The following is a 21,561-nucleotide window of genomic DNA, read 5'->3' on the forward strand; positions in this document are numbered from 1 at the left end:
ACATGATTATGTCGGAATAATAGAATAAAGACTTTGGGAACGGGGTATGAAAACCGCGCCGCTTCCGCATGCCAGAACGAGCTTTCATCGACTATAGACAAATCCGACGCCCGCCTATATAATACCACTTAAACTACTTGGTTTTATTGGAATTGATAGGCGGTGTTGTTCCGGGAGGGATAAACCTGATTCACTTGCAGGATGTGACGAAAACATACCGCAGCGCTGGCGGCGGAGAAGTAGACGCGATCCGCGACATTACGCTCGATGTCCGCAAAGGCGAGATATACGGCATTATCGGCCATTCCGGGGCCGGCAAAAGCACGCTGATCCGCTGCATGAATCTGCTGGAGCGTCCGACGCGCGGCACGGTGAAGGTCGGGGAAGTGCTCCTGACCGATCTGGGAGAACGTGGCTTGCAGCGGGAGCGCCGCAAGATCGGCATGATCTTTCAGCATTTCAATCTGCTCTCCAGCGTGACGGTCCGCGACAATATCGCGTTCCCGCTCAAGCTGGCAGGCCAAAAGAAGCCGGCCATCGCCCGCCGCGTGGACGAGCTGCTGACGCTGGTCGGCCTGCAGGCGCATGGGGACAAGTTCCCGTCCCAGCTGTCGGGCGGCCAGAAGCAGCGTGTCGGCATCGCGAGGGCGCTCGCGGCCGATCCCGAGGTGCTGCTCTGCGACGAGGCCACTTCCGCGCTCGATCCGCAGACGACGAACAGCATTCTCTCGCTGCTGATGGACATCAACGAGAAGCTGGGGCTGACGATCGTGCTCATCACGCATGAGATGGGAGTCATCCGCTCCATCTGCGACCGCGTCGCGGTCATGGACGCCGGTACGATCGTCGAATTCGGCAACGTGCTCGACGTGTTCCTGAAGCCGTCCCATCCGGTCACGAGGCAATTCGTCGACGAGATGTCGGATCTGTCGGACGGCGCGCCGCTGCGGACCCGCGACAATTCGCGGCTCATCCGGCTCCATTTCGTCGGGGAAGAAACCTACCAGCCGGTGCTCTTCGAAGCGCTGAAGGGCAGTCCCGTGCAGTGCGCCATTCTCCAGGGAACCGTCTCCCGCATGAAGCATACCCCGTACGGACAGCTTCTTGTCGAACTGAGCGGCGGAGGTCCCGGCGAGGCGGACGCGGTCATCGAATCGCTCCGCGCAAGCGGACTCGATGTGGAGGTGCTGCCGGAATGACTTGGGAGAATATCAATTGGGACGAAATCTGGCAGGCGACGCAGGATACGCTGACGATGATGGTGTTCTCCATGATCTTCACCGTCATTCTCGGCCTCGCGCTCGGCGTTCTGCTGTACTTGACGTCCAGCCGCCAGCTGCTCTACATGCCGGCTCTGTATTCCGTCCTGTCGTTCGTCGTGAACATCCTGAGGTCGGTGCCGTTCATCATCCTGATGATTGCGGTCATGCCGTTCACGGAAGCAATCGTCAATACGACCATCGGCGTGAAGGGAGCGATTCCGCCTCTCGTCATCGGAGCGGCTCCGTTTTTTGCCCGACTGGTCGAAACGGCCTTGCGGGAAGTCGACAAAGGCGTCATCGAGGCCGCGCAAGCGATGGGAGCTTCCAAATGGGACATCGTCCGCCGCGTGCTGCTGCGGGAATCACGGCCGGGACTGCTCGCCGCGATAACGGTCACGGCGGTCACGCTCGTATCGTACACCGCGATGATGGGCACCATCGGAGCAGGAGGGCTGGGAGACCTGGCGATCCGTTACGGCTATATGCGCTTCCAGACCGACATCATGATCGTGACGGTCGTCATCCTCATCGTGCTGGTTCAGCTGCTCCAGGTTCTTGGAGACCGGCTTGTCCGCCGAATCAGCCGGAGATAAGACAGAGAAATTACACTACATTTATTGGAGGGTCATACTCATGAAAAAATGGCTTACTGTGCTTACCTTGTCGCTGCTTGTGCTTGCCCTTGCGGCTTGCGGAGCCAAAAACGGCAACAACGCCGGCGGCGCGGCTGCAGAAAACGCCGCATCCAATGCCGGCGCAGGCGCTTCCGAACCGATTACGCTGAAGGTCGGCGCTTCGCCGGTTCCCCATGCCGAGATTTTGAACCATATCAAGGATGCCCTGGCCAAAGAAGGCGTCAGCCTTGAAGTCGTCGAGTTCACGGATTACGTTCAGCCGAACGTGCAGCTGTACGAGAAAAAGCTGGACGCCAACTTCTTCCAGCATGTCCCTTACCTGGACGAGTTCAACAAAGAACGCGGTTATGACCTCGTCAGCGTCGGCACGGTGCATGTCGAGCCGATCGGAGCTTACTCCGACAGCCTCAAGTCGAAGGACGAGCTGAAGGACGGAGCGACAATCGCGATTCCGAACGACGCCACCAACGGCGGCCGCGCCCTCAAGCTGCTGGCAGACAACGGCCTGATCACGCTCAAGGACGGCGCCGGAATCAGCGCGACGGTGAAGGATATCGCGACGAACCCGAAAAACCTGAAATTCAAGGAGCTTGAAGCGGCCACGCTGCCGCGCGTCCTGAACCAGGTCGACCTCGCGATCATCAACACGAACTATGCTCTCGACGCCAAGCTGAACCCGACGAAGGACGCTCTGTTCATCGAAGGCAAGGAATCCCCTTACGCCAACATCGTCGCCGCCCGTCCGGACAACAAGGATTCCGAAGGCATCCAGAAGCTGATCAAGGTTCTGAACAGCGACGACGTGAAGAAATTCATTGAAGACAAATACGCGGGAGCCATCGTTCCGGCGTTCTGATCCAAAGCAAAGCTGAAAGGCCCTCGCGCAATTGCGCGAGGGCCTTTTTTTATGACGGCTGGCGCTCAGAGCACCCGCGCCGCCGATACGAACCGTTTCTGGTAGCCGCTGTCGAAGCTGCTGATGACGATGCCGTTCACCTTGGAGCCGATCGTGTTGTGGATGAACTTTCCGTTGCCCATGTAGATGCCGACATGTCCGATCGATTTGGAGGAGCCGACGGTGAAGAACATGAGATCGCCCTTGCGGAGATTGGCTTTGCTTACCTTGGTGCCTTGCTTGCTCTGCGCGGTCGATCCCCATTTGAGCGAGACGCCTTGGGAAGCGAAGACATATTTGGTGAACGAGGAGCAGTCGAAGATGAGCTTCGACGGGTTGTTCGTTCCGTAGCTGTACTTCACCTTTCCTTTCAGGGATTCCGCAAAGGCGACGATGCGGTCGGCCTTAGCTGAAGCGGTCGATGCGGACGCTGCTGCGGCGGCATATGTACTGCTGGCCTGCGCGGCATGGACGGGCTTGGCCGCTGCCGCAGTACCCGCGGCAAGGATAAGGGACAGCGCGGCGGCGCCGGCGACGGTTTTGCGAAGATGCAGGAAAAGATTCATGATGTTCCTCCTTCTGGCGATGTAAGGCTATTCTAGCATCGCTTGATGGAAGGCGGATATTTTCTTAGAAAATCCTAATCATGCCAAAAAAAGCCAAATTAAAACCCGCCATTTAGGCGGGCCGGGAATCGAATGAGATCAGTTGTTGCTCAATTGGCCGGAACGGTCCGGGAGAAGAGTCTCCTCCGCGGCGGATACGTAACGATTGCGCGCGGCTCCGAGGCCAAGCACGATGACGATGCAGGAGAGGCCGAGCAGGATGGCGAGCACCGGCTTCCAGGAGCCGGACAGATCATGGATGGAGCCGAACACGATCGGCCCGAGCGCCGCCAGCAGGTAGCCGAGCGACTGCGCCATGCCGGACAATTTCGCCGCTTCCCCGGCGTTCCGAGTGCGGAGGCCGAAGAAGGTGAGGGCCAGCGAAATGGTCGCTCCCTGACTGAGGCCAAGCAGCGTGATCCAGAGCCAGGTCATGCCTGTGCTGCCGAACAGGAGTCCGGAGTAGCCGCTCAGCGAGAGAGCGCCGGACACGAGCACGAGCGGCACCTGGGAGCGCATGCGGCTCGCCCATACCGGCATGAAGAAGGAAGTCGGCAGGCTGACGAACTGCATCAGCGAGAGCATCCAGCCCGCGGCGGAGGCGCTCATCCCGTTCTCATGGAATACCGCCGGCAGCCATGCGATTGTCACATAGAACGTCATGGACTGGATGCCCATGAAGAACGTGATTCTCCAGGCGAGCGAGGATCGGAACATGCTCGGAGACGACCCCGCTTGATAGGAGGCGGCAGCCGGAGCCGACTTTCGAGTAAATGGAATCCATACGGCGAGCGCGACCGCGGCCAGCAGCGCCCATATGAGCAGCGCTCCTTTCCATCCCCAGCCGGGCACGGAAGCGAGCGGGACGGATACGCCGGAGGCGATGGCGGCGAATACGCTCATCGTCACCGAATACGATCCGGTCAACAGTCCGATCCGCGTCGGGAAATCGCGTTTGATGATGCTCGGCAGCAGGACGTTGCTGAGCGCGATCGCAAGGCCCAGCAGGGCGGTGCCGGCGAACAGTCCGGCTGCGGCGGGCAATGTCCGCAGCAGCATGCCCGCAATCAGGAAAAGCAGCCCGTAAAGCAGGGAGCGCTCTGCGCCGAAGCGGTCCGCGATGCGCGGAGCAAGCAGGGACATGACCGCAAAGGCGATCAGGGGGAGCGAGGTGAGCAGGCCGGACATTTCGCTGCTCAGGCCGTAGCTGGCGCGGATCTGGTCGATCACGGGCCCGACGGAAGTTATGGCTGCGCGCATATTGGCGGCGATCAGCAGAATTCCTGCGATCGCCGAGGCAGTCAGAAGCCTGCTTCGGCCGGAAGCAGGCTTGGGAATGTGGCTCATGAATAAGTTCCTTCTTTCCAGGCCCCTCGGTTGACATTGTGTGTGAGCTTTTTAGGGTACCAATAACGTATATTATCCTACTTCACGACTAAAGTAAATATAAATGATGCTTCCTTCAGCCGCTTTCGCCAGTGAAGCGCCCCGGCCAAACCTTCTGCCTTCTAATTAAGATGTCCCGCGGACGGAAGCTGGCGGCTGGCAATCGATGGCGGAGCGAAAAGCTGGATAAGAGACGAGGGAAAGGCGAATAATAACCTCCAATTCATGGCTTGCGATGCTGCGCCGCCGGACGGCGCTGCGATAGCGGCCAGCAAGGGGGAACATCGATGTCAAGCAAAAGCGCTCGGCGCGAAGGCTTCAAGAAAATGACGATGTCGCCGAAGGAGTATCAGGCGTTCGCCAAGACGAGGGAGCCGTCCCGCTCTGTTTTAAGCAACTGCGTACGCGCCTTTCTGGTCGGCGGCTTCATCTGCCTGATCGGCCAAGGCATCCAGGAATTTTTCATGCATGCCTTCAAAATGCCGGTGGACAAGGCCGCGAATCCGACGGTCGCCGTCTTGATTCTGATCTCGGTCATTCTGACCTGCCTGGGCGTCTATGACAAGATCGCCCAGTGGGCGGGAGCGGGCACGGCGGTGCCGGTCACCGGCTTCGCCAACTCCATGTGCTCGGCCGCCCTGGAGCACCGCAGCGAGGGGCTCGTTCTCGGCGTCGGGGCGAATATGTTCAAGCTGGCAGGCTCTGTCATCGTATTCGGCACCGTAGCGGCTTTCTTCGTCGGGCTCGCGCATCTCATCCTGGGTACTGGGGGGCAGCCTTAAGATGCAAAGAGGAAAGCAGACCTGGTGGTTCGAAAACCGTCCGGTCATTGTCGGGACGGCTACTGTCGTCGGCCCTGACGAGGGAGAAGGGCCGCTTGCCGCTGATTTCGACCTGATCCACCCTGAACTGGACATGCAGCAGAAGAGCTGGGAGAAGGCGGAGCGGCTGCTGCTGGAGCAGGCTTCGGATCTCGCGCTGAAAAATGCCTCCATGACGAAGGAGCAGCTGGAGTTTTTCGTCGGAGGGGACTTGATGAACCAGATCATCAGCAACACCTTCGCCGCGCGGACGCTGGGCGTGCCCTACCTGGGCGTCTTCGGAGCCTGCTCCACGTCCATGGAGTCGCTGGCGATCGCGTCGCTGATCGTCAACTCGGGCGCGGGCAAATCCGTGCTGGCCGGAACCTGCAGCCACAACTGCACGGCGGAGAAGCAGTTCCGGTACCCGACCGAATACGGGTCGCAGAAGCCGCCGACGGCGCAGTACACGATTACCGGCGCAGGAGCGGCCGTCGTCGCGCCCGCAGGCATCGGACCGGTCGTGGAATGCGCGACGATCGGCCGCATCGTCGATCTCGGCATCACCGATCCCTTCAATATGGGCGCGGCCATGGCCCCGGCTGCGGTCGACACCATCCAGATGCATCTGACGGACACCGGCCGCTCGCCGGGCGATTACGACCTGATCGTCACCGGGGATCTGGCGACGGTCGGCCACGGCATCGCGGCCGACCTGCTGAAGCGCAACGGAGTCCCGATGGAGCAGACCCAGTTCAAGGACTGCGGCTTGATGATCTACGACGTCGACAAGCAGAAGGTTCAGGCCGGGGGCAGCGGCTGCGCATGCTCGGCCGTCGTCACCTACGGCCATCTGCTGAAGCGAGTCCAGTCGGGGGAACTGAAGCGGATTCTCGTCGTGGCGACTGGAGCGCTCCTTTCGCCGCTGTCGTTCCAGCAGGGGGAGACGATTCCATGCATCGCGCATGCGGTGTCCATTGAACAAAGCGGGGTGTACGCATGATCTATTTATGGGCGTTTCTGATCGGCGGGGCGATCTGCGTCATCGGGCAGCTGATGTTCGACGTCGGCAAGCTGACGCCGGCGCATACGATGGCGACGCTGGTCGTCATCGGAGCCGTCGTGGACGGCTTAGGCTGGTACGAGCCGATGATCAAGTTCGCCGGCGCGGGCGTCACGGTTCCGATCACGAGCTTCGGCAACTCGCTCGTCCACGGCGCGCTGACCGAGCTGCACGATACGGGATGGATCGGGGTCATATCCGGAATATTCAAGGTCACCAGCGCAGGCATAAGCGCGGCGATCATCTTCTCTTTCCTGGCGGCTCTCGTCGTCCGTCCGAAGGGATGAGCGAAACATTTTGTCCCTAACTATCGTATGCATTGGAGAATCCCTCTGTGGGATTCTCCAATTTTTTTTGGAAACGGATGTTATTGTTAGAATTAGTCGGTTCTTGTAAACTAATAGGATACCGCTATCGCAGGGGAAGCCGTCTTCGGAAGGAGTCATGGACATGGAAGTCTACGCATCCGATCTACAGCTGTGCACGGACATTCGACGCAATTTGGAATCCTGCATCCTCGGCAAGGAGCGCGAAATCGAGCTCGTGCTGATCGCCCTGCTGGCAGGAGGCCATCTTCTGCTCGAAGATGTTCCCGGCACAGGCAAGACCCAGCTCGTCAAGGCTCTGGCCCGCTCCATCGGGGGCGACTTCAGGCGGATCCAGTGCAATCCGGATCTGCTGCCTACCGATATTACCGGCCTGACCATCTATCATCCCCGGGAGGAGCAGTTCATCTTCCGTCCCGGTCCGATCATGTCCCATCTCGTCCTTGCGGACGAAATCAACAGGGCGACGACGAAGACCCAGTCCGCCCTCCTCGAGGCGATGGAGGAGAGAAGCATCACGGTGGACGGGGAGACGTATTCGCTGCCGAGCCCGTTCATTCTCATCGCAACCCAGAATCCCATCGAGTTCGAGGGAACGTATCTGCTACCCGAAGCCCAGATGGACCGCTTCATGATGCGGCTGTCGCTCGGCTATCCCGGGGAAGCCGAGGAGAGGCGCATGGTGCTCAAGCAGGAAAGCGGCCATCCTTCCGACCTGCTCGGCCGGGTCGCCGAGATCGGCGACATCGTCAAGCTCCAGGAGCTGGCGGAGAAGGTCCATGTGGACGAGGCGGTCGGAGAATACCTGGTCCGGCTCGTCCGCAGCACCCGCGAGCATGAAGGCGTGCAGCTGGGAGCCAGCCCGCGCGCGGCGGTAGCATTGATGCGCGCCGCCAAAGCCCGCGCGCTGATCGAGAAGCGGGAATACGTCATTCCGGACGACGTCAAGCAGCTCGCCGTCCACGTGCTGTCGCACCGGCTCCTGCTGAAGCCGGCTGCGAGGCTTGGCGGCACCCGCGCCGAGACGGTCATCGAGGACGTCATCGGCCGGACCAAGGTGCCGGTCCGGCTGGAGCGCTGATCGATGGGCTCGATCCCTGCAAGGAGGCGCCAGTCCGCCTTCAGGTGGCGGCTGCTGGCGTTGATTTACGTCTCCAGCCTGTTGTACATGCTTTTTCAAGGCGGCAAAACCGCCGTCATGATCTTTTGCATCCTGAACGGGCTCATCGTCTATATTTCTCTTGGTTATTGGAGCGGTATCCGCGGCATATCGGGGAAACGCCTGATCAGGGCTTCCGGAGACCTGTCGCCGGCGGCCCAGGCGGTTCTGAGCGCGGGGAGCTCTCAGGAAGTAAGCCTGAGCATGAAGATGCCCGGCTATTATCCCGTTCCCTACGTGCTTGTCCGGGAACGGCTGCAGCGCAACGGCAGCGAAGAGATTCCGTTCGAGATCAGCTTCGTGCCGAATGTGAAGCGGAGCGGACAGGCTTCCTACAGGACGCCGCCGCTGGAAAGAGGCGTCTACCGGTTTTTGCCGACCGAATGCTCGACGCGGGATTTGTTCGGCTTTTTCGAGCACACCGGCCATTTCGAATCGGCGGACGCTTTTGCCGTGAGGCCGAGGACGATCGAGCTTCGCGGCTGGGAGCGGGTGCGCAGAGGGGCGAAAGGCCATTATTCGCATGCCTCGGCTCCCCGGGCTTCGCGCGAGACGACCCAGATCAACGGCATCCGGGAGTTTCTGCCGGGCGACCGCCTCTCCCGCGTCCATTGGGGGGCGACCGCCAAGACCGGACAGTGGAAATCCAAGGAATTCGAGCGCGAGGCGCTTCCGCGTACGATCGTGCTCCTGGATGCCTGCCGCCGCCAGGCTCCGGGCGCCGAAGCCCGGTTCGAGGTCGCCGTGTCGACGGCGGCGTCCCTGTTCCAGCACGGACTTCGGCGCAATACGTCGATGGGGCTCTGGATTTCATCCCGGATTCCGGGCATTCTCCGTTCCGGCAGCGGCGGCGATCAGCTTCATCGGGCGATGGATCTGCTCACCGCGGCGGACAACGATGGAGCGGAAGGAATCGATGCCGCTTTGCCGGAGGCGGAGGCCGTGCTTGAACGCGGCTCGCTGGCCGTGCTCGTGACGGACGCCGGTGCGGATGAAGTGCGCCGGGCGATGTCCAGGCTGTCCCGGCGGGGCATGAATCCTTGCTGCATCAAGATCGAGGACCGTTCCTCGGGAACGGACAGCCCCTCATTCCACGATTACGGCGGCCCCGTCTATGTGATCTCGAGCCTGGAAGAGCTTCCGGACGCGCTTGACGGAAGGGAGGTCGCCAACGATGCCTGAAGGCAGGAAAGCCCGCCGCTACCTGGGGCTTGTCCAGGGAATGAACGCCCCCTCCGCCCGCTGGTTCGTCATGCTGAGCGGCCTTCTGACAGCCGTCATGATCGCGAGCAGCCTATCGGTGCTGGAGAAGATCTGGTGGCCCGAAACGTTCCGTGTCGCTTACCTCGTCCTGGGCGTGTCAGCCCTGGCCGAGCTGCTGCCTCTTCGGAGAATATACCGGATCCTGCTTCAGCTTGCGTCCATCGGCGTCATCCTCTATGCCGCCGCTCCCATCGAGTGGACGCCATACGATCCGATTCTCATGGATGACCGCTTGTCCTATCTGGCGGATAATGCTGCCGCCCTTCATCCGTTTCTGGAGATCGCGCTCGCCGTGTGGATGATTTATATCCTCTTCTCGGCCTGGACGCGTATCCGGATCCGCATTGTCGGCTTCACTTCGGTGTGCCTGCTCGTGCTGGCCGTGACGGATTCCTTCACGCCGATCTATCTATGGGACAACACGGCCGTCGTCATTTTCGCCGGACTGGTCTGGCTGATCGCCGAGCACTTCGCCCGCTTCCAGCGGGACCATCCCGCAAGCTGGACGAGGCTGAAGAGCTACCCGGCGCAGCTTCTCCTGCCGATCGTGCTGGTGCTTTCCCTCGTCATGGCGACGGGCTTGTTCGTTCCCGAGATTCCGCCGATCATCAAGGATCCGTACACGGTATGGAAGGAAGCCCAGGGCGAGCAAGTCCAGTCTTTCGTAGGGGACAAGGGCATTGCGCCGGCGAACTCCAGCAAGCAGAGCAGCAAGTCGGGCTACAGCCGCGAGGACGGCAAGCTTGGCGGCGGCTTCAACTACGACTATTCCCCGGTCATGACGGTCAAGTCGGACCGCAAGAGCTATTGGAGAGGCGAGACGAAATCGTATTATACGGGCAAGGGCTGGGAAGACAGCGAGCTCGAGAAGAACGAGCAGCTCATGCCGTTGGCTGTGGGCAGCGAGCTTTCGCTGGCGTGGGATCGCTCCGCCGCCGATACGGTGGAGATCAGTCAAGAGTTCAAAATGGCCCGCAAGGACATGTTCCCGGTCCTGTTCGGAGCCTCCGCCATCAAATCGCTGAAGTCAGTCAACGACTCCGGGAGCATTTCCGGGTCTGGGGGCTGGGGGCCCTCCTCCATGGAGCTCCGGTACGAGAACGGGCAGAAGACGTACCCCAAAACCTATTCCATCGTCTCCGAGCAGACGCTCTTGGACGATGGCGTGAAGAATGCAAAGGCCTTCATGGACAACAGCGCCGATCAGCAGATGTATACGCAGCTCCCGACGGATATTCCGTCTCGGGTCGCTCAGCTTGGGCGCGATCTGACGGCTGCCGAGACGACGGACTTCGGCAAGGCTGCGGCGATTGAAACGTACCTGAAGGTCAACTATACGTACACCAACGAACCGGATACGAGCAAAAAGGTCAGCGCCGATTTCGTCGATTCCTTCCTCTTTGAAATCCAGGAAGGCTACTGCGACTATTACTCGTCTGCGATGGTCGTGCTTGCCCGCTCCGTCGATCTGCCCGCCCGCTGGGTGAAAGGCTATGCCTCCGGCTCGAACCGCGTTCCGACGCCGGGCGGCATGCGAGGCGGCCCCGAGGAATGGATGGAGAGCGACACCTATACAGTGCGGAACTCCGATGCCCACTCCTGGGTCGAAATCTACTTCCAGGGCTACGGCTGGATTCCGTTCGAGCCGACGGCAGGCTTCGCTTATCCGTATCCGGCGGCAGCCGACGATGCGGCAGCGGCAGCCACCCCGACGCCGGCGCCAAGCGCGGCTCCGGCTACGGACACGGAGGCTGCCGAGACATCCGGCTTCGACGTTCCGTCCTACGTCTACGTCATCGGGGGCATCTTCCTGGCGGCAGCCGCGGCTGCAGCGACATTCGTGAACCGGCATTTCCTGGCCGATTCCTGGCGCCGCCTGCGCATCCGCTCGCTGTCTGCCGAGGAGCGGATATCGTGGGATACCGGCCGGATGATCCGCTCCGCGAGACGGGGCGGCCTGGTCAAGGAGGATCACGAGACGCTGAGGGAGGCGGTGCTGCGGTGGTCCAAGCAGCGCAAGTATCTGCAGCAGGAGCTTCAGGCTATCCTGGCTGATTTCGAGAAAGTGAAATACAGCGGACAGCCCGTTTCATACGGCGACGCCGAGGCCTTCGCCGGCAAAGTCAAAGGCGTGCTCGGCAGGTTCGGCAAGCCGGGCTGATCCGGGCCCAGCCGGCAAATTTCGGGAAAGGAACCGCTCCTGTTGACAGGGCGGTTCCTTTTTGCGCCGTTATCCTGTAATATGGTATAGTTTCGTAAGATAGCAGGCTCTAAGCAAGGGAGACTAAGCGATGTTTGAACGGCTGGTGCCGCACATGCGCGTGAAATCTATATATGAAATCGATCTTGATCTGCTGAAGGAGAAGGGTGTTCGAGGCATTATCACCGATCTCGACAACACGCTCGTCGGCGCCCGGATCGCACTGGCGACCCCGGAACTGATCGCCTGGCTCGACAGGGTCAGGGAACTCGGCTTCCAAGTCGTAGTCGTATCCAACAACCACGAGACCCGGGTATCCCGATTCGCAGAACCGCTGGCGATTCCGTTCATCCATGCGGCCCGCAAGCCGTCCACCCAAGCGTTCCGCAAGGCGCTGGCGGTGCTTGGCCTGGAGGCGGAACAGACGGTGGTCGTCGGCGACCAGATGATGACCGATGTATTGGGAGGCAAGCGGATGGGGCTGTATACGATACTCGTAGCTCCCATCTCGCCGGCGGATGAAGGCTTCGGCACCCGGATCAACCGGCTGCTGGAACGGATTGCCCTCTCCCGGCTGCGCCGCAAGGGCCTGTGGCAGGAGGAGGAAACAAGCAAGTGAGTGAAAAACTACTGGACAAGCAAGGATGCGCAGGCTGCGGAGCCGCGCTTCAGTCCGACAGCAAGGACAAGCCGGGCTACGTCCCGGCATCGGCAAAGGGCGGCGAAGCCGTCATCTGCCAGCGGTGCTTCCGCATCCGCAACTACAACGACGCCGTATCGGTGTCCATGGACCATGACGAATTCCTGAGGCTGCTCGGCGGCATCGCGTCTACCGACAGCCTCGTCGTGCATATCGTCGACCTGTTCGACTTCGAAGGAAGCCTGATCTCCGGCTTGCAGCGCTTCGTGGGCAACAATCCCGTGCTGCTCGTCGTCAACAAGATCGACCTGCTTCCGAAGGGGACGAACTACAACCGCATCCGCAACTGGGTGCAGCGGCAGGCCAAGGCGCAAGGGCTGCGCACGGTCGATATCGTCCTGTGCAGCGCCAAGAAGGGAATGGGCTTCGAGCGGGTCGTAGAAGCGGTCGAGGAGCTGCGCGGCCGCCGCGACGTCTACGTCGTCGGCGCCACCAACGTCGGCAAGTCGACGCTCATCAACAGGCTCATTTCCGACTACAGCGATCTGGACCGGGAATTGACCGTATCGCGGTTCCCCGGAACGACGCTCGACGAGATCCGCATCCCGCTCGACGACGGCAAAGCCATCGTCGATACGCCGGGCATCGTGTACCGCTCGCGCCTGACGGAGCTCGTGCCGCGCGGCGTTCTGGGAGCCTTGCTGCCGGACAAGCCGATCAAGCCGCTCGTCTACCAGCTCGATGCCGGGCAGACGCTGTTCTTCGGAAGCCTGATCCGGTTCGATTATGCGGCCGGAGCCAACCTCAGCTTCACGCTGTACACGGCCAATGCGATGAAGGTGCACCGGACGAAGTTGGAGCGCGCCGACGATCTCTATGCCCAGCACAAGGGCGAGCTGCTTGCCCCGCCTTCGCGGGAAGAGCTCGAGACGATGCCGGCCTGGACGCGCCATTCCCTGCGCATTCCAAAAGGGAGCGAGTCCGACGTGTTCGTCTCGGGCCTGGGCTGGATCCGCGTTAACGGCACCAGCGGCGCGCAGATCGAAGTGTATGCGCCCAAGGGAGTCAAGGTTCTCGTCCGCGAGGCTTTAATCTGACAGAGACGGGAGTGCTGACGGCATGATGGCAAAGTCGAATGGAATGGCCGGAGTGGAAATCGACAGCCATACGACGCTGTACGGCGTCATCGGCGACCCGATCCGGCATTCCAAATCGCCGGTCATGATGAACCGCGCCTTCCGCGAGGCCGGAGTGAACGGCGCTTATGCCGCCTTCCATGTCGCGGCTGACCGGCTAGGCGATTTTTGGGCCGGAGTCAGGGCGATGGGCATCCGCGGCGTCAACGTGACCATTCCGCACAAGCTGGACGTCATGAGCCATCTGGACCATGTCGATGAGGGAGCCCGCCTGATCGGAGCGGTGAACACCGTCGTGAACGAAGGCGGCGTCCTGACCGGCTACAACACGGACGGAATCGGATATGTCCGTTCCCTCAAGGAAGAGGCCATGCCCGATCTGCGAGGCAAGCGCATCGCGGTCATCGGTGCCGGCGGGGCCGCCCGCGGCGTGCTGTACGCGCTGCTGAAGGAAGAGCCGGCGGAGGTCGCGGTGCTGAACCGGACCGAGGAGCGCGCCAGAGAGCTGGCGGGAGCTTTTGCCTCCCTTGGACAGGTGCGGGCGCTCCAGCAGTCCGGCGGCGAGGCGGAGGATGTTCTCCGCTCAGCGGATCTCGTCGTGAATACGACCTCGATCGGGATGCATCCTAATGTAGACGCATGCCCTGTCGACGTATCGCTGCTGCGGCCGGACGCGGTCGCAAGCGACCTGATCTACAATCCGCTCGAAACCGCATGGCTGGCCCAAGCCCGCAGCCTCGGCCTCCGGACGCATGGAGGACTCGGCATGTTTATCTACCAAGGCGCTTACGCCTTTGAATACTGGACCGGCATACCGGCTCCGACCGGAGCGATGAGGGAAGCCGTCCTGCAGGCGATGCAGGAGAAGTCCGCACCATAGAGAGGTATGTGATTTTATGTTGACAGGCAAACAAAAACGCCATCTGCGCGCGATGGCGCATCATCTGACCCCGATTTTCCAAATCGGCAAAGGCGGCTTCAACGAGCAGCTGGTCAAGCATGTCGAGGAAGCGATCGAGAAGCGCGAGCTGCTCAAGGTCAATCTCCTCAACAACTGCGACGAGGATGCGCGCGAAGTCGGCGCCCAGCTGGCGCAAGGCTCCGGCTCGGAGCTCGTGCAGGTGATCGGTAAGACGATCGTGCTGTACAAGGAATCCAAGGACTACAAGACGATCGTGCTTCCCCGCTAGGCTGCACGCTTCCGCAATACCGAAGCATGCCGGCCATGGGGAGGAGGGGATCGAATGCGCAAGGCAGGCATCATGGGAGGCACGTTCGATCCCATTCATATCGGGCATATGATTGCCGCGGAGCGGGCGATGGAGGCTTGCGGGCTGGACGAGATGCTGTTCATCCCCAATGCCGGGCCTCCGCTCAAGGACCGCGCTCCGGGGGCTTCTCCGGAAGACCGCTGGAGCATGGTCCGGCTCGCCGTACAAGCCCATCCACGCTTCCGGGCGCTGGATATCGAGCTGAAGCGCGGCGGAGTCAGCTACACGTTCGATACCGTCCTGCAGCTGCAGGAAGAGATGCCGGAGACGGAATTCCATCTCATCATCGGAACGGACCGAATCGGAGATTTGCCGAAATGGCACCGGATCGGCGAGCTTGCGGAGAGGATCCGCTTCATCGGCGTCGACCGGCCGTCCGACGACGGCGATCCGGCGGCTTCCGCCACCGCCGCGGCCGGCAGACTTCCGGACAAGCTCGGAGAGCGTCTGCTGCTGGCTTCGATGCCGCGGCTGGCGATCTCCTCGACGGCGATCCGGGCTCGGCTCGGTGCGGGCTTGTCGGTCCGGTACCTCGTTCCGGAGCCGGCGCTTGATTACCTTCTGGAGAAGGGACTGTACCGCCATGATGGATAAGCAGCAGATGATCGAATCGATTCGCTCCGGCATGCCGGAGCGCCGCTGGCAGCATGTGCAGGGCGTCATCTCGACGGCCATCGTGCTCGCCAAGCGGTTCGGAGCGGATCCGGACAAGGCGGAGCTGGCCGCCATCCTCCACGATCTGGCCAAATACTGGCCGGTGGACCGGATGGAAGAAGCGATCCGGGAGGAGGGCGCCGACCTCGGCATCCTGTCTTACGACAAGGAGCTGTGGCATGCGCCCGCAGGGGCCTATATATCCCGCCGGGACTACGGCGTCACGGATATCGAGGTGCTCGACTCCGTCCGTTACCATACGTCCGGCAGGGCCGGCATGACGCTGCTGGACAAAGTGGTATGCCTCGCGGATTACATGGAGCCGGGACGGGACTTCCCCGGCGTGGACGGCATCCGGGAGCTTGCCGAGACCGACCTCGACGCCGCGCTCAGAGCCGGTTTCGATTCGACGATACGATTTTTGCTGGAGAAGGGAAAAGTAATCTATCCCCTGACGCTCGCTGCACGGAACGATTTGATTCGCAACCCATAACGATTACACATTAGGAGGCAACTGAATGGCCCTGAATTCCGAACAACTGCTGCAGGCCGCCGTCGAGGCGGCCGAAGATAAAAAAGCGGGCAACGTCGTCGCGCTCAACCTCAAGGATATTTCTCTCGTCGCCGATTATTTCGTCATCTGCCACGGCAATTCCGATACGCAAGTGCAAGCGATCGCCACGGAGATCCGCAAGCGCGCCCAGGAGGGCGGCGTGACGATGCGCGGCCTTGAAGGCATGGATACCGCGCGCTGGGTGCTGATCGACCTCGGAGACGTCGTCGTGCATGTCTTCCACCGCGACGAGCGCGACTATTACAGCCTGGAGCGGCTGTGGTCCGACGCCAAGGTCGTGGAGTTCGCATGACTCCCTACGCCGGACAAATATTGAAGCTGAGGGTGGCGCGCGAAGTGTCGCCCTTCGGCTTTTTTCTAAGCCTTGGAGACGAAGAGGATACGGAAGTGCTGCTGCACTACAGCGAGACGAATGGACATAAGCCGAAGGAAGGGCAGGAGCTGGAAGTGTTCCTGTTCCACGATACCGACGACCGACTGTCCGCCACGATGAAAAAGCCGCTGATCCGGCTCGGAGAGCTGAAGCGGCTGGCTGTCGCGGACATTCATCCGCGTCTCGGCTGCTTCCTCGAGATCGGTCTCGGACGGCAGCTGCTGCTGCCGCTCTCGGAGCTGCCGGAGCTCGTCGACCTCCGTCCGCTGCCGGGCGATGAGGTCTACGTGACGCTGTCGCATGACAAGAGCGGCCGCCTGCTCGGCAAGCTCGCGCGCGAGGATGATCTGGCGAAGCATGTATTCCCGGTACCGGCGACCTGGCGCAACGAATGGAAGGAAGGCTGGGTCAGCCGCACGCTGCAGATGGGCTCCTTCGTCGTCCTGGACGGCGACGTCATCGGATTTGGAGCGTACGGCATGATTCCGGCATCGGAGCGTCCGGAGCCGCTGCGCCTTGGACAGCGTGTCCGGGCCCGGGTAACCTTCGTCCGCGAGGACGGCCGCGCCAACCTGTCGATGGGCCAGCTCAAGCAGGTAGGACGTCTCGAGGACGCGGACCGCATCCTTGCGTTCATCAAAGAGCGTCCGGGGCAGGCGATGCCGTACTCCGACGAGACTCCTCCGGAGATCATCAAGAACAAGTTCGGCATCAGCAAGGGGGCGTTCAAGCGCGCCGTCGGCAAGCTGATGCGCGAAGGGCTCGTCCGTCAGGAAGGCAACTGGACGAAGCTGATCACGGAAGCCGAGAGCGGCGCCGCGGCGGAAGCCAAAGCTCCGGCAGAGGAAAACGGCGGAGCCGAATAGGTTTCGCTCGGAGACGGCAGCCTCGTCTGCAGGTTGAAATTTGCTGGTTGGATCAAGAGGCTGGGCTCGTCGATGCGGCCATGCGGTTCGTTCCGGCTCGACGGCGGGTCGATGAGCCGAGGGCAGGCGATGCCCCGCCATTCACCGGGCTGCGCCTGCAAGGCTTGAAGGCTTGATACGACTGATGCGCACTTAAGGAAGCGTCTGCCGTTGCAAATGTGTTTGCTTAGGAGGTTTTGCCATGAGGGCTTACCGCCAATTCGCCGGCGTCTACGACCGGCTGATGGAAGATATGCCATATCCGGACTGGATCCGGTTCATGAGAGAGTGCTGGGAGCGGTACGGCGTGCCGGAAAGCATCGCCGACCTCGGCTGCGGCACCGGCAGCCTGTCGATTCCGCTCGCCAAGTCAGGCTTCCGCGTCTATGGAATCGACCTCTCCGCGGACATGCTGTCCATCGCCCGCAGCAAATGGGACGAGACGCCCCAGCAGGCGATCCGTTCCAATGCCGGTTCCGTCCGCTGGCTGCAGCAGGATATGCGGGACTGGGAGCTGCCGGATCCGGTGGACGCCGCGATCAGCTTCTGCGACTGCCTGAATTACCTGACGGAGGAAGAAGATATCGAAGCGGCCTTCAAGGCGACCTTCCGGGGGCTGAAGGACGGCGGCGTCTTCCTGTTCGACGTCCATGCGCCGTCTACGCTTCGGAGATACGCGGAGGAGCAGCCTTTCTTCCTCGATGAGCGGGATGTCGGCTACATCTGGACGTCCGAGCTGGAGGAAGACCGCATCGAGATCCGCCATCATCTGACGATATTCGCCAAGGATGCGGGAGACCGCGACGGGCGCTTCATCCGCTTCGAGGAAACCCATCTGCAGCGAGCCTACGATCCCGACTGGATCGTCCGGGCTTTGAAGGCCGCCGGCTTCAGCCGGGTGGACCGGTATGGAGACTTCAAGCTGAGAGAGCCGGGGCCGGATTCGGAGCGGCTGTTTTTTGCGGCGGTGAAATAGATTTCAAAAAGGCTGCTCACTCGACATGCGTCGAGAGAGCAGCCTTTTTGACAGCCTAACTGGAAGTTTAATAATACTTCTCCAAACATGTAATAGGGGACGTATAGCAGTATTGAGGAGCTGCAGCAGCAGAAGCTAGAGAAGCGAATGGAAGGGCCAGCAATGCTGTCAAACCAAGCATGAGAAACATTTTCTTCAACTTCGTCACCTCCTTTTACCATTTTTTTCATTATAGTAGATGTAGATGGAATAAGATAGAAGGATGTAATCTACATGTTAGTAGTATTTATTTTCAGATAGAGAAGGCTGTAAAGCCCCTCTTTTTCGGGGAACCTTACCTCTTCTTTGGATCAGCGGTGAAAACCCATCCTCTTGAAAACCTATTTGACTTCAAATACATGGAACATCCCCGTCATGCCGGGAGCATGGTTCTTGAATCCAAACGATTCATAGAATGCTTCCTTGCCTTCCGCAGCGAACAGTCCCGTAAAAGCAATGCCGCTGTCCAGCTTGCTCCGTCGAACGTAGCCGAGCAGCTCTTCCACGATTCTTTTTCCGATTCCGCGGCTTTGATGCTCCGGGTGGACGGCGACATCCTGGATATAGAAATACATGACGCCGTCGCCGACGATCCGGCCCATTCCGACGGCCTCGCCGTCCAGCTCGGCTACGACGGCATAACGAGATTGGGGAATGGAATTCCGGGCCATTTCGGCATCTGCATGTCCCCACCCCACGGCTTGCCAGAGGGAGACGAACTCCTCTACCGAAGGCTGACGCTCTTTTATGACGATGGATTTCGGATTCATTTGCATAACCACCTTTGGTTTATTCTCAGGCGGCCTGGGTATCCGCCCTCTATGAGAGGCTGCGGTTCTGCTCCATGATCTTCAACCCCTTTCGTTGAATTTCTGATCGAGACTGCTCATGAGCAGCCGATTGCCGTTTTTGCAAACCTCATTCCACGGGATGCCGTCCCTGCTAAAGCCGCATTTTCCGTTGTTATGGCGTGCTTCGTCGTCCGTTCCTTGACCTCGGCCGGAGCAAACGGCATTCCCAGCCCCTGATGAAAGGGTGGCGCTTACCCGCGGATCGGCGAGCCGTCGGTACCGAAGCTCCCAAACTGATTTCGACGACGGGATGCAGCAGGACTGATTTTCCAATGAGCGTGATAGACCCCTCTATTTTCGTTGAAGGCGCGGCATGGTATACTTTCCCGAATTAGAGAGATTCGTTGCCGATCGGGAAATTCCTTTTAAAAGGGAGCTGTCCGCATTGGGGCGATATGCAGACAATAGAGGGGGAAGAACGATGGGGAATGTTAGGCTGACGGTTCCGGATTTGCGGCTGGAAAAAGAATATAAGGACTTCTACGAGGAATGGGTCGAGAGCGGAGAAGACATGGTTCCCTGGGTCATCGCAAAGGAACCGGCGGATTTCGCCGGAATGGTGGAATGGCTGGAAAAAAACAGCGCCGGCATCGGACTTCCGGAGGGCTGGGTGCCGGATTCGACCTTCTGGCTCGTCGATGAGACGGAACGCGTACTCGGAGCCGTCAATATCCGTCATAGCCTGACGCCGTTTCTCCTCTCCAGCGGCGGTCATATCGGCTACGGCATCCGGCCTTCCGCGCGTCGCAAGGGCTATGCGACGAAGCTGCTGGAGCTGGCGCTGGAGAAGACGGCCGAGCTCGGCATCGCCAAGGTGCTGGTCGTCTGCGACCGCTCCAACGAGGCTTCCGCGCGGACGATTTTGAACAACGGCGGAATCGAGGATGCTCCGCATACCGAGGAGAACGGGAATGTCGTCCGGAGATTCTGGATCGGCGGCTAGCTTCGTTCTGCGTGGACTTGTTTCTCGGCTAATAGATTGATACAGGAGAACGCGATCGATAATGAAGAAGGCGGCTGATCAAGCAGATGAAGATGCGGATGAAGATGTCGATGAAGAGGAGAAGAAACCTTCTCCTTTTGCTTGGTTTGGCTGTTCTGCTTGTTTGGAGCTGGAGCGTTTTCGGGCGCGAAGCCGACAGCATGCCGGGCAGGACGGAGGTCATCCGCTCCGATCAGGGAAGCGGGATCGAGCTCCCATTGGATGAGCTGCCGCCGCTGCGGGCTTATCTGGAGGGCGAAGGCGCCGCAGAAGAGGAGCTTGAACGAACGGCCTTCTCCGAGATCGAGACGGGAGAGACCGACCGGCTGGGAGTGGTGAAGTACGGCTGCGGCAATAAATCCTGCTCCCTGCTGCTCGTCCGAAGCGGGGACTCCGGCACTTCCAGCATCGAGCTGCCGAGAGGGCTCTACGTAGACAGCCGCGTTGATCGAGGACGCATCCTGCTTCGTCTTGCCTATCCCGAGGGAAATCGTGTCGTACGCCATCTGATCCTTCCCATCGATTATCGAACGATGACGATGCTTTCTTACGGCGACGAAGGCGATCAGAGGCAGCTCCTTTCGTCCCCTGCATGGCCGGTCATGGACTATGGTTGGGACGGGACGGACCGCATTTGGATTGAAACGGCAGCCGCAGATATCGGGGATTATGAAGAACTGGAGCAATGGTTTGCGAACGAGAATCGAGAACTCCGGATTCGGAAGCTCCATTTGCATTTCTGAAGCCTGCCGCTTCTGAAAGGTCCAAAAAGCCGGCATTCCCAGGGAATGCCGGCTAATCTTAAAGCAATCAAGCAATCAAGGATTGGTCGTCCAAATGCCTGCGGTCTTGATGAACACGCGGTCCGGAAGCTTGAGCGTGGCGACGATCAGCTCGGCGACATCCTCCGGCTGCAGGATGTTGTTATCGCTGTCGTTGCCCTTGAGCAGGCCGTTTGCGGAAGCGAGCGGTGTATTGACCGTGCTTGGCGTCAGCGCCGTGACGCGGATGTTCGACTTGCGGACCTCCTGCATGAGCGCCTCGGTGAAGCCCATGACGGCGAACTTGGAGGCGTTGTAGGCGGAGCCGGTCGCGAAGCCGCGCTCGCCCGCCGTGGAGGCGATGTTGAGAATGGCGCCGCTTTTGCGCTCCAGCATGGAAGGAAGCACGGCATGGGTGACGTAATAGGTTCCGAACAGATTGATGCGGACGATCCGCTCCCATTCGGCCGGATCCATTTCGGCTACCGTGCCGAAGGTGGCGACTCCGGCGTTGTTGATCAGGACGTCGACGCTGCCCAGCTCTTTGGCGAGGCCCTTGGCGGCATCGGCCGCCTCGGCCGCGTCGGAGATGTCGGCGACGGCGTAGTGGACGCTGATGCCGTACTGGGAGGTCAGCTCCTTTGCCAGCGATGCCAGCTCGGACTCGGTGCGCGATATCAGGCCCAGATGGACGCCTTCCTTAGCCAGAGCGATCGCGGAAGCTCGACCGATGCCTTTGCCGGCGCCGGTGATGAGAGCCGTTTTATTTTTCAATTCCAATGGAATCTCTCCTGTCGATGTAGAA

General features: G+C 60.5%; 24 protein-coding genes. 20 read left to right on the plus strand and 4 right to left on the minus strand.

The annotated features are described in order from the left end of the window. Positions 1 to 185 precede the first annotated feature (185 nt). Genes PHU01S_RS04740 through PHU01S_RS04750 form a run of 3 tightly spaced genes read left to right on the plus strand, consistent with a single transcriptional unit; the run spans position 186 to position 2,753 of the window. Positions 186 to 1,199 (plus strand): methionine ABC transporter ATP-binding protein, encoded by a 1,014-nt coding sequence (locus tag PHU01S_RS04740; RefSeq protein ID WP_127506474.1) that lies wholly within the window; start codon positions 186 to 188, stop codon positions 1,197 to 1,199. Next, positions 1,196 to 1,855: a methionine ABC transporter permease gene (locus tag PHU01S_RS04745; RefSeq protein WP_127506442.1), complete on the plus strand. Its 660-nt coding sequence runs from the start codon at positions 1,196 to 1,198 to the stop codon at positions 1,853 to 1,855. The genes PHU01S_RS04740 and PHU01S_RS04745 overlap by 4 nt, the downstream gene beginning before the upstream one ends. A 40-nt stretch (positions 1,856 to 1,895) precedes the next feature. Further along, positions 1,896 to 2,753: a MetQ/NlpA family ABC transporter substrate-binding protein gene (locus PHU01S_RS04750; RefSeq protein WP_048748910.1), complete on the plus strand. Its 858-nt coding sequence runs from the start codon at positions 1,896 to 1,898 to the stop codon at positions 2,751 to 2,753. 65 nt (positions 2,754 to 2,818) lie between these two features. Here PHU01S_RS04750 and PHU01S_RS04755 read toward each other — a convergent pair whose 3' ends face one another. Both PHU01S_RS04755 and PHU01S_RS04760 read right to left on the minus strand, forming a co-directional pair. After that, entirely contained in the window at positions 2,819 to 3,358 is a 540-nt protein-coding gene (locus tag PHU01S_RS04755) for a C40 family peptidase (RefSeq protein ID WP_127506444.1), read from the minus strand. Positions 3,359 to 3,496: 138 nt separating this feature from the next. Next, positions 3,497 to 4,744 (minus strand): CynX/NimT family MFS transporter, encoded by a 1,248-nt coding sequence (locus PHU01S_RS04760; protein WP_048748911.1) that lies wholly within the window; start codon positions 4,742 to 4,744, stop codon positions 3,497 to 3,499. Positions 4,745 to 5,070: 326 nt separating this feature from the next. On the opposite strand from PHU01S_RS04760, the gene spoVAC reads away from it, so the two are divergent. The 15 genes from spoVAC (at position 5,071) to PHU01S_RS04835 (ending at position 18,123) form a co-directional block, all read left to right on the plus strand. Next, positions 5,071 to 5,565, plus strand: a complete 495-nt coding sequence (gene spoVAC, locus PHU01S_RS04765) for a stage V sporulation protein AC (RefSeq protein ID WP_048748912.1) — start codon at positions 5,071 to 5,073, stop codon at positions 5,563 to 5,565. Position 5,566: 1 nt separating this feature from the next. Beyond that, positions 5,567 to 6,586: a stage V sporulation protein AD gene (gene spoVAD, locus PHU01S_RS04770; protein ID WP_048748914.1), complete on the plus strand. Its 1,020-nt coding sequence runs from the start codon at positions 5,567 to 5,569 to the stop codon at positions 6,584 to 6,586. Beyond that, the gene (spoVAE, locus tag PHU01S_RS04775) at positions 6,583 to 6,933 is read left to right on the plus strand and encodes a stage V sporulation protein AE (RefSeq protein WP_048748916.1); all 351 of its coding nucleotides are present in this window, start codon (positions 6,583 to 6,585) and stop codon (positions 6,931 to 6,933) included. Before spoVAD ends, spoVAE begins: the two co-directional genes overlap by 4 nt. 163 nt (positions 6,934 to 7,096) lie before the next feature. After that, the gene (locus tag PHU01S_RS04780) at positions 7,097 to 8,053 is read left to right on the plus strand and encodes an AAA family ATPase (protein WP_048748918.1); all 957 of its coding nucleotides are present in this window, start codon (positions 7,097 to 7,099) and stop codon (positions 8,051 to 8,053) included. Between the two features lie 3 nt (positions 8,054 to 8,056). Further along, the gene (locus PHU01S_RS04785; protein WP_127506446.1) at positions 8,057 to 9,313 is read left to right on the plus strand and encodes a DUF58 domain-containing protein; all 1,257 of its coding nucleotides are present in this window, start codon (positions 8,057 to 8,059) and stop codon (positions 9,311 to 9,313) included. Further along, entirely contained in the window at positions 9,306 to 11,555 is a 2,250-nt protein-coding gene (locus tag PHU01S_RS04790; RefSeq protein ID WP_127506449.1) for a DUF4129 domain-containing transglutaminase family protein, read from the plus strand. The genes PHU01S_RS04785 and PHU01S_RS04790 overlap by 8 nt, the downstream gene beginning before the upstream one ends. Before the next feature lie 130 nt (positions 11,556 to 11,685). Further along, the gene (locus tag PHU01S_RS04795) at positions 11,686 to 12,213 is read left to right on the plus strand and encodes a YqeG family HAD IIIA-type phosphatase (protein WP_021879578.1); all 528 of its coding nucleotides are present in this window, start codon (positions 11,686 to 11,688) and stop codon (positions 12,211 to 12,213) included. Next, a complete protein-coding gene (gene yqeH, locus PHU01S_RS04800; protein ID WP_048748922.1) occupies positions 12,210 to 13,331 on the plus strand; it encodes a ribosome biogenesis GTPase YqeH in 1,122 nt (373 codons plus the stop codon). Before PHU01S_RS04795 ends, yqeH begins: the two co-directional genes overlap by 4 nt. A gap of 22 nt (positions 13,332 to 13,353) precedes the next feature. Beyond that, positions 13,354 to 14,250 carry a shikimate dehydrogenase gene (gene aroE / locus PHU01S_RS04805; protein WP_021879576.1) on the plus strand — a complete coding sequence of 299 codons (897 nt, stop codon included), beginning with the start codon at positions 13,354 to 13,356 and terminating at the stop codon, positions 14,248 to 14,250. A gap of 16 nt (positions 14,251 to 14,266) precedes the next feature. Beyond that, positions 14,267 to 14,560, plus strand: a complete 294-nt coding sequence (yhbY, locus tag PHU01S_RS04810) for a ribosome assembly RNA-binding protein YhbY (protein WP_021879575.1) — start codon at positions 14,267 to 14,269, stop codon at positions 14,558 to 14,560. 54 nt (positions 14,561 to 14,614) lie between these two features. Next, positions 14,615 to 15,235 (plus strand): nicotinate-nucleotide adenylyltransferase, encoded by a 621-nt coding sequence (nadD, locus tag PHU01S_RS04815; RefSeq protein ID WP_048748924.1) that lies wholly within the window; start codon positions 14,615 to 14,617, stop codon positions 15,233 to 15,235. Next, positions 15,228 to 15,788 (plus strand): bis(5'-nucleosyl)-tetraphosphatase (symmetrical) YqeK, encoded by a 561-nt coding sequence (gene yqeK, locus PHU01S_RS04820; protein WP_127506477.1) that lies wholly within the window; start codon positions 15,228 to 15,230, stop codon positions 15,786 to 15,788. Before nadD ends, yqeK begins: the two co-directional genes overlap by 8 nt. A 25-nt stretch (positions 15,789 to 15,813) precedes the next feature. Further along, positions 15,814 to 16,161, plus strand: a complete 348-nt coding sequence (rsfS, locus tag PHU01S_RS04825) for a ribosome silencing factor (protein WP_021879573.1) — start codon at positions 15,814 to 15,816, stop codon at positions 16,159 to 16,161. After that, positions 16,158 to 17,108, plus strand: a complete 951-nt coding sequence (locus PHU01S_RS04830; RefSeq protein ID WP_127506451.1) for a CvfB family protein — start codon at positions 16,158 to 16,160, stop codon at positions 17,106 to 17,108. The genes rsfS and PHU01S_RS04830 overlap by 4 nt, the downstream gene beginning before the upstream one ends. Before the next feature lie 241 nt (positions 17,109 to 17,349). Further along, positions 17,350 to 18,123 (plus strand): class I SAM-dependent DNA methyltransferase, encoded by a 774-nt coding sequence (locus PHU01S_RS04835; protein WP_021879571.1) that lies wholly within the window; start codon positions 17,350 to 17,352, stop codon positions 18,121 to 18,123. 380 nt (positions 18,124 to 18,503) lie between these two features. Here the strand turns inward: PHU01S_RS04835 and PHU01S_RS04840 are convergent, their stop codons facing one another. Then, positions 18,504 to 18,932 (minus strand): GNAT family N-acetyltransferase, encoded by a 429-nt coding sequence (locus PHU01S_RS04840; RefSeq protein WP_127506453.1) that lies wholly within the window; start codon positions 18,930 to 18,932, stop codon positions 18,504 to 18,506. 502 nt (positions 18,933 to 19,434) lie between these two features. On the opposite strand from PHU01S_RS04840, the gene PHU01S_RS04845 reads away from it, so the two are divergent. After that, positions 19,435 to 19,956, plus strand: a complete 522-nt coding sequence (locus PHU01S_RS04845) for a GNAT family N-acetyltransferase (protein ID WP_127506455.1) — start codon at positions 19,435 to 19,437, stop codon at positions 19,954 to 19,956. 146 nt (positions 19,957 to 20,102) lie between these two features. Next, entirely contained in the window at positions 20,103 to 20,738 is a 636-nt protein-coding gene (locus PHU01S_RS04850) for a hypothetical protein (protein WP_127506457.1), read from the plus strand. A gap of 75 nt (positions 20,739 to 20,813) precedes the next feature. Here the strand turns inward: PHU01S_RS04850 and PHU01S_RS04855 are convergent, their stop codons facing one another. After that, positions 20,814 to 21,536, minus strand: coding sequence for a 3-ketoacyl-ACP reductase (locus PHU01S_RS04855; RefSeq protein ID WP_048748932.1), 723 nt, complete (start codon positions 21,534 to 21,536; stop codon positions 20,814 to 20,816). Positions 21,537 to 21,561 lie beyond the last annotated feature (25 nt).

It is taken from the genome of Paenibacillus humicus NBRC 102415 (assembly GCF_004000905.1).
GTDB lineage: Bacteria > Bacillota > Bacilli > Paenibacillales > Paenibacillaceae > Paenibacillus_O > Paenibacillus_O humicus.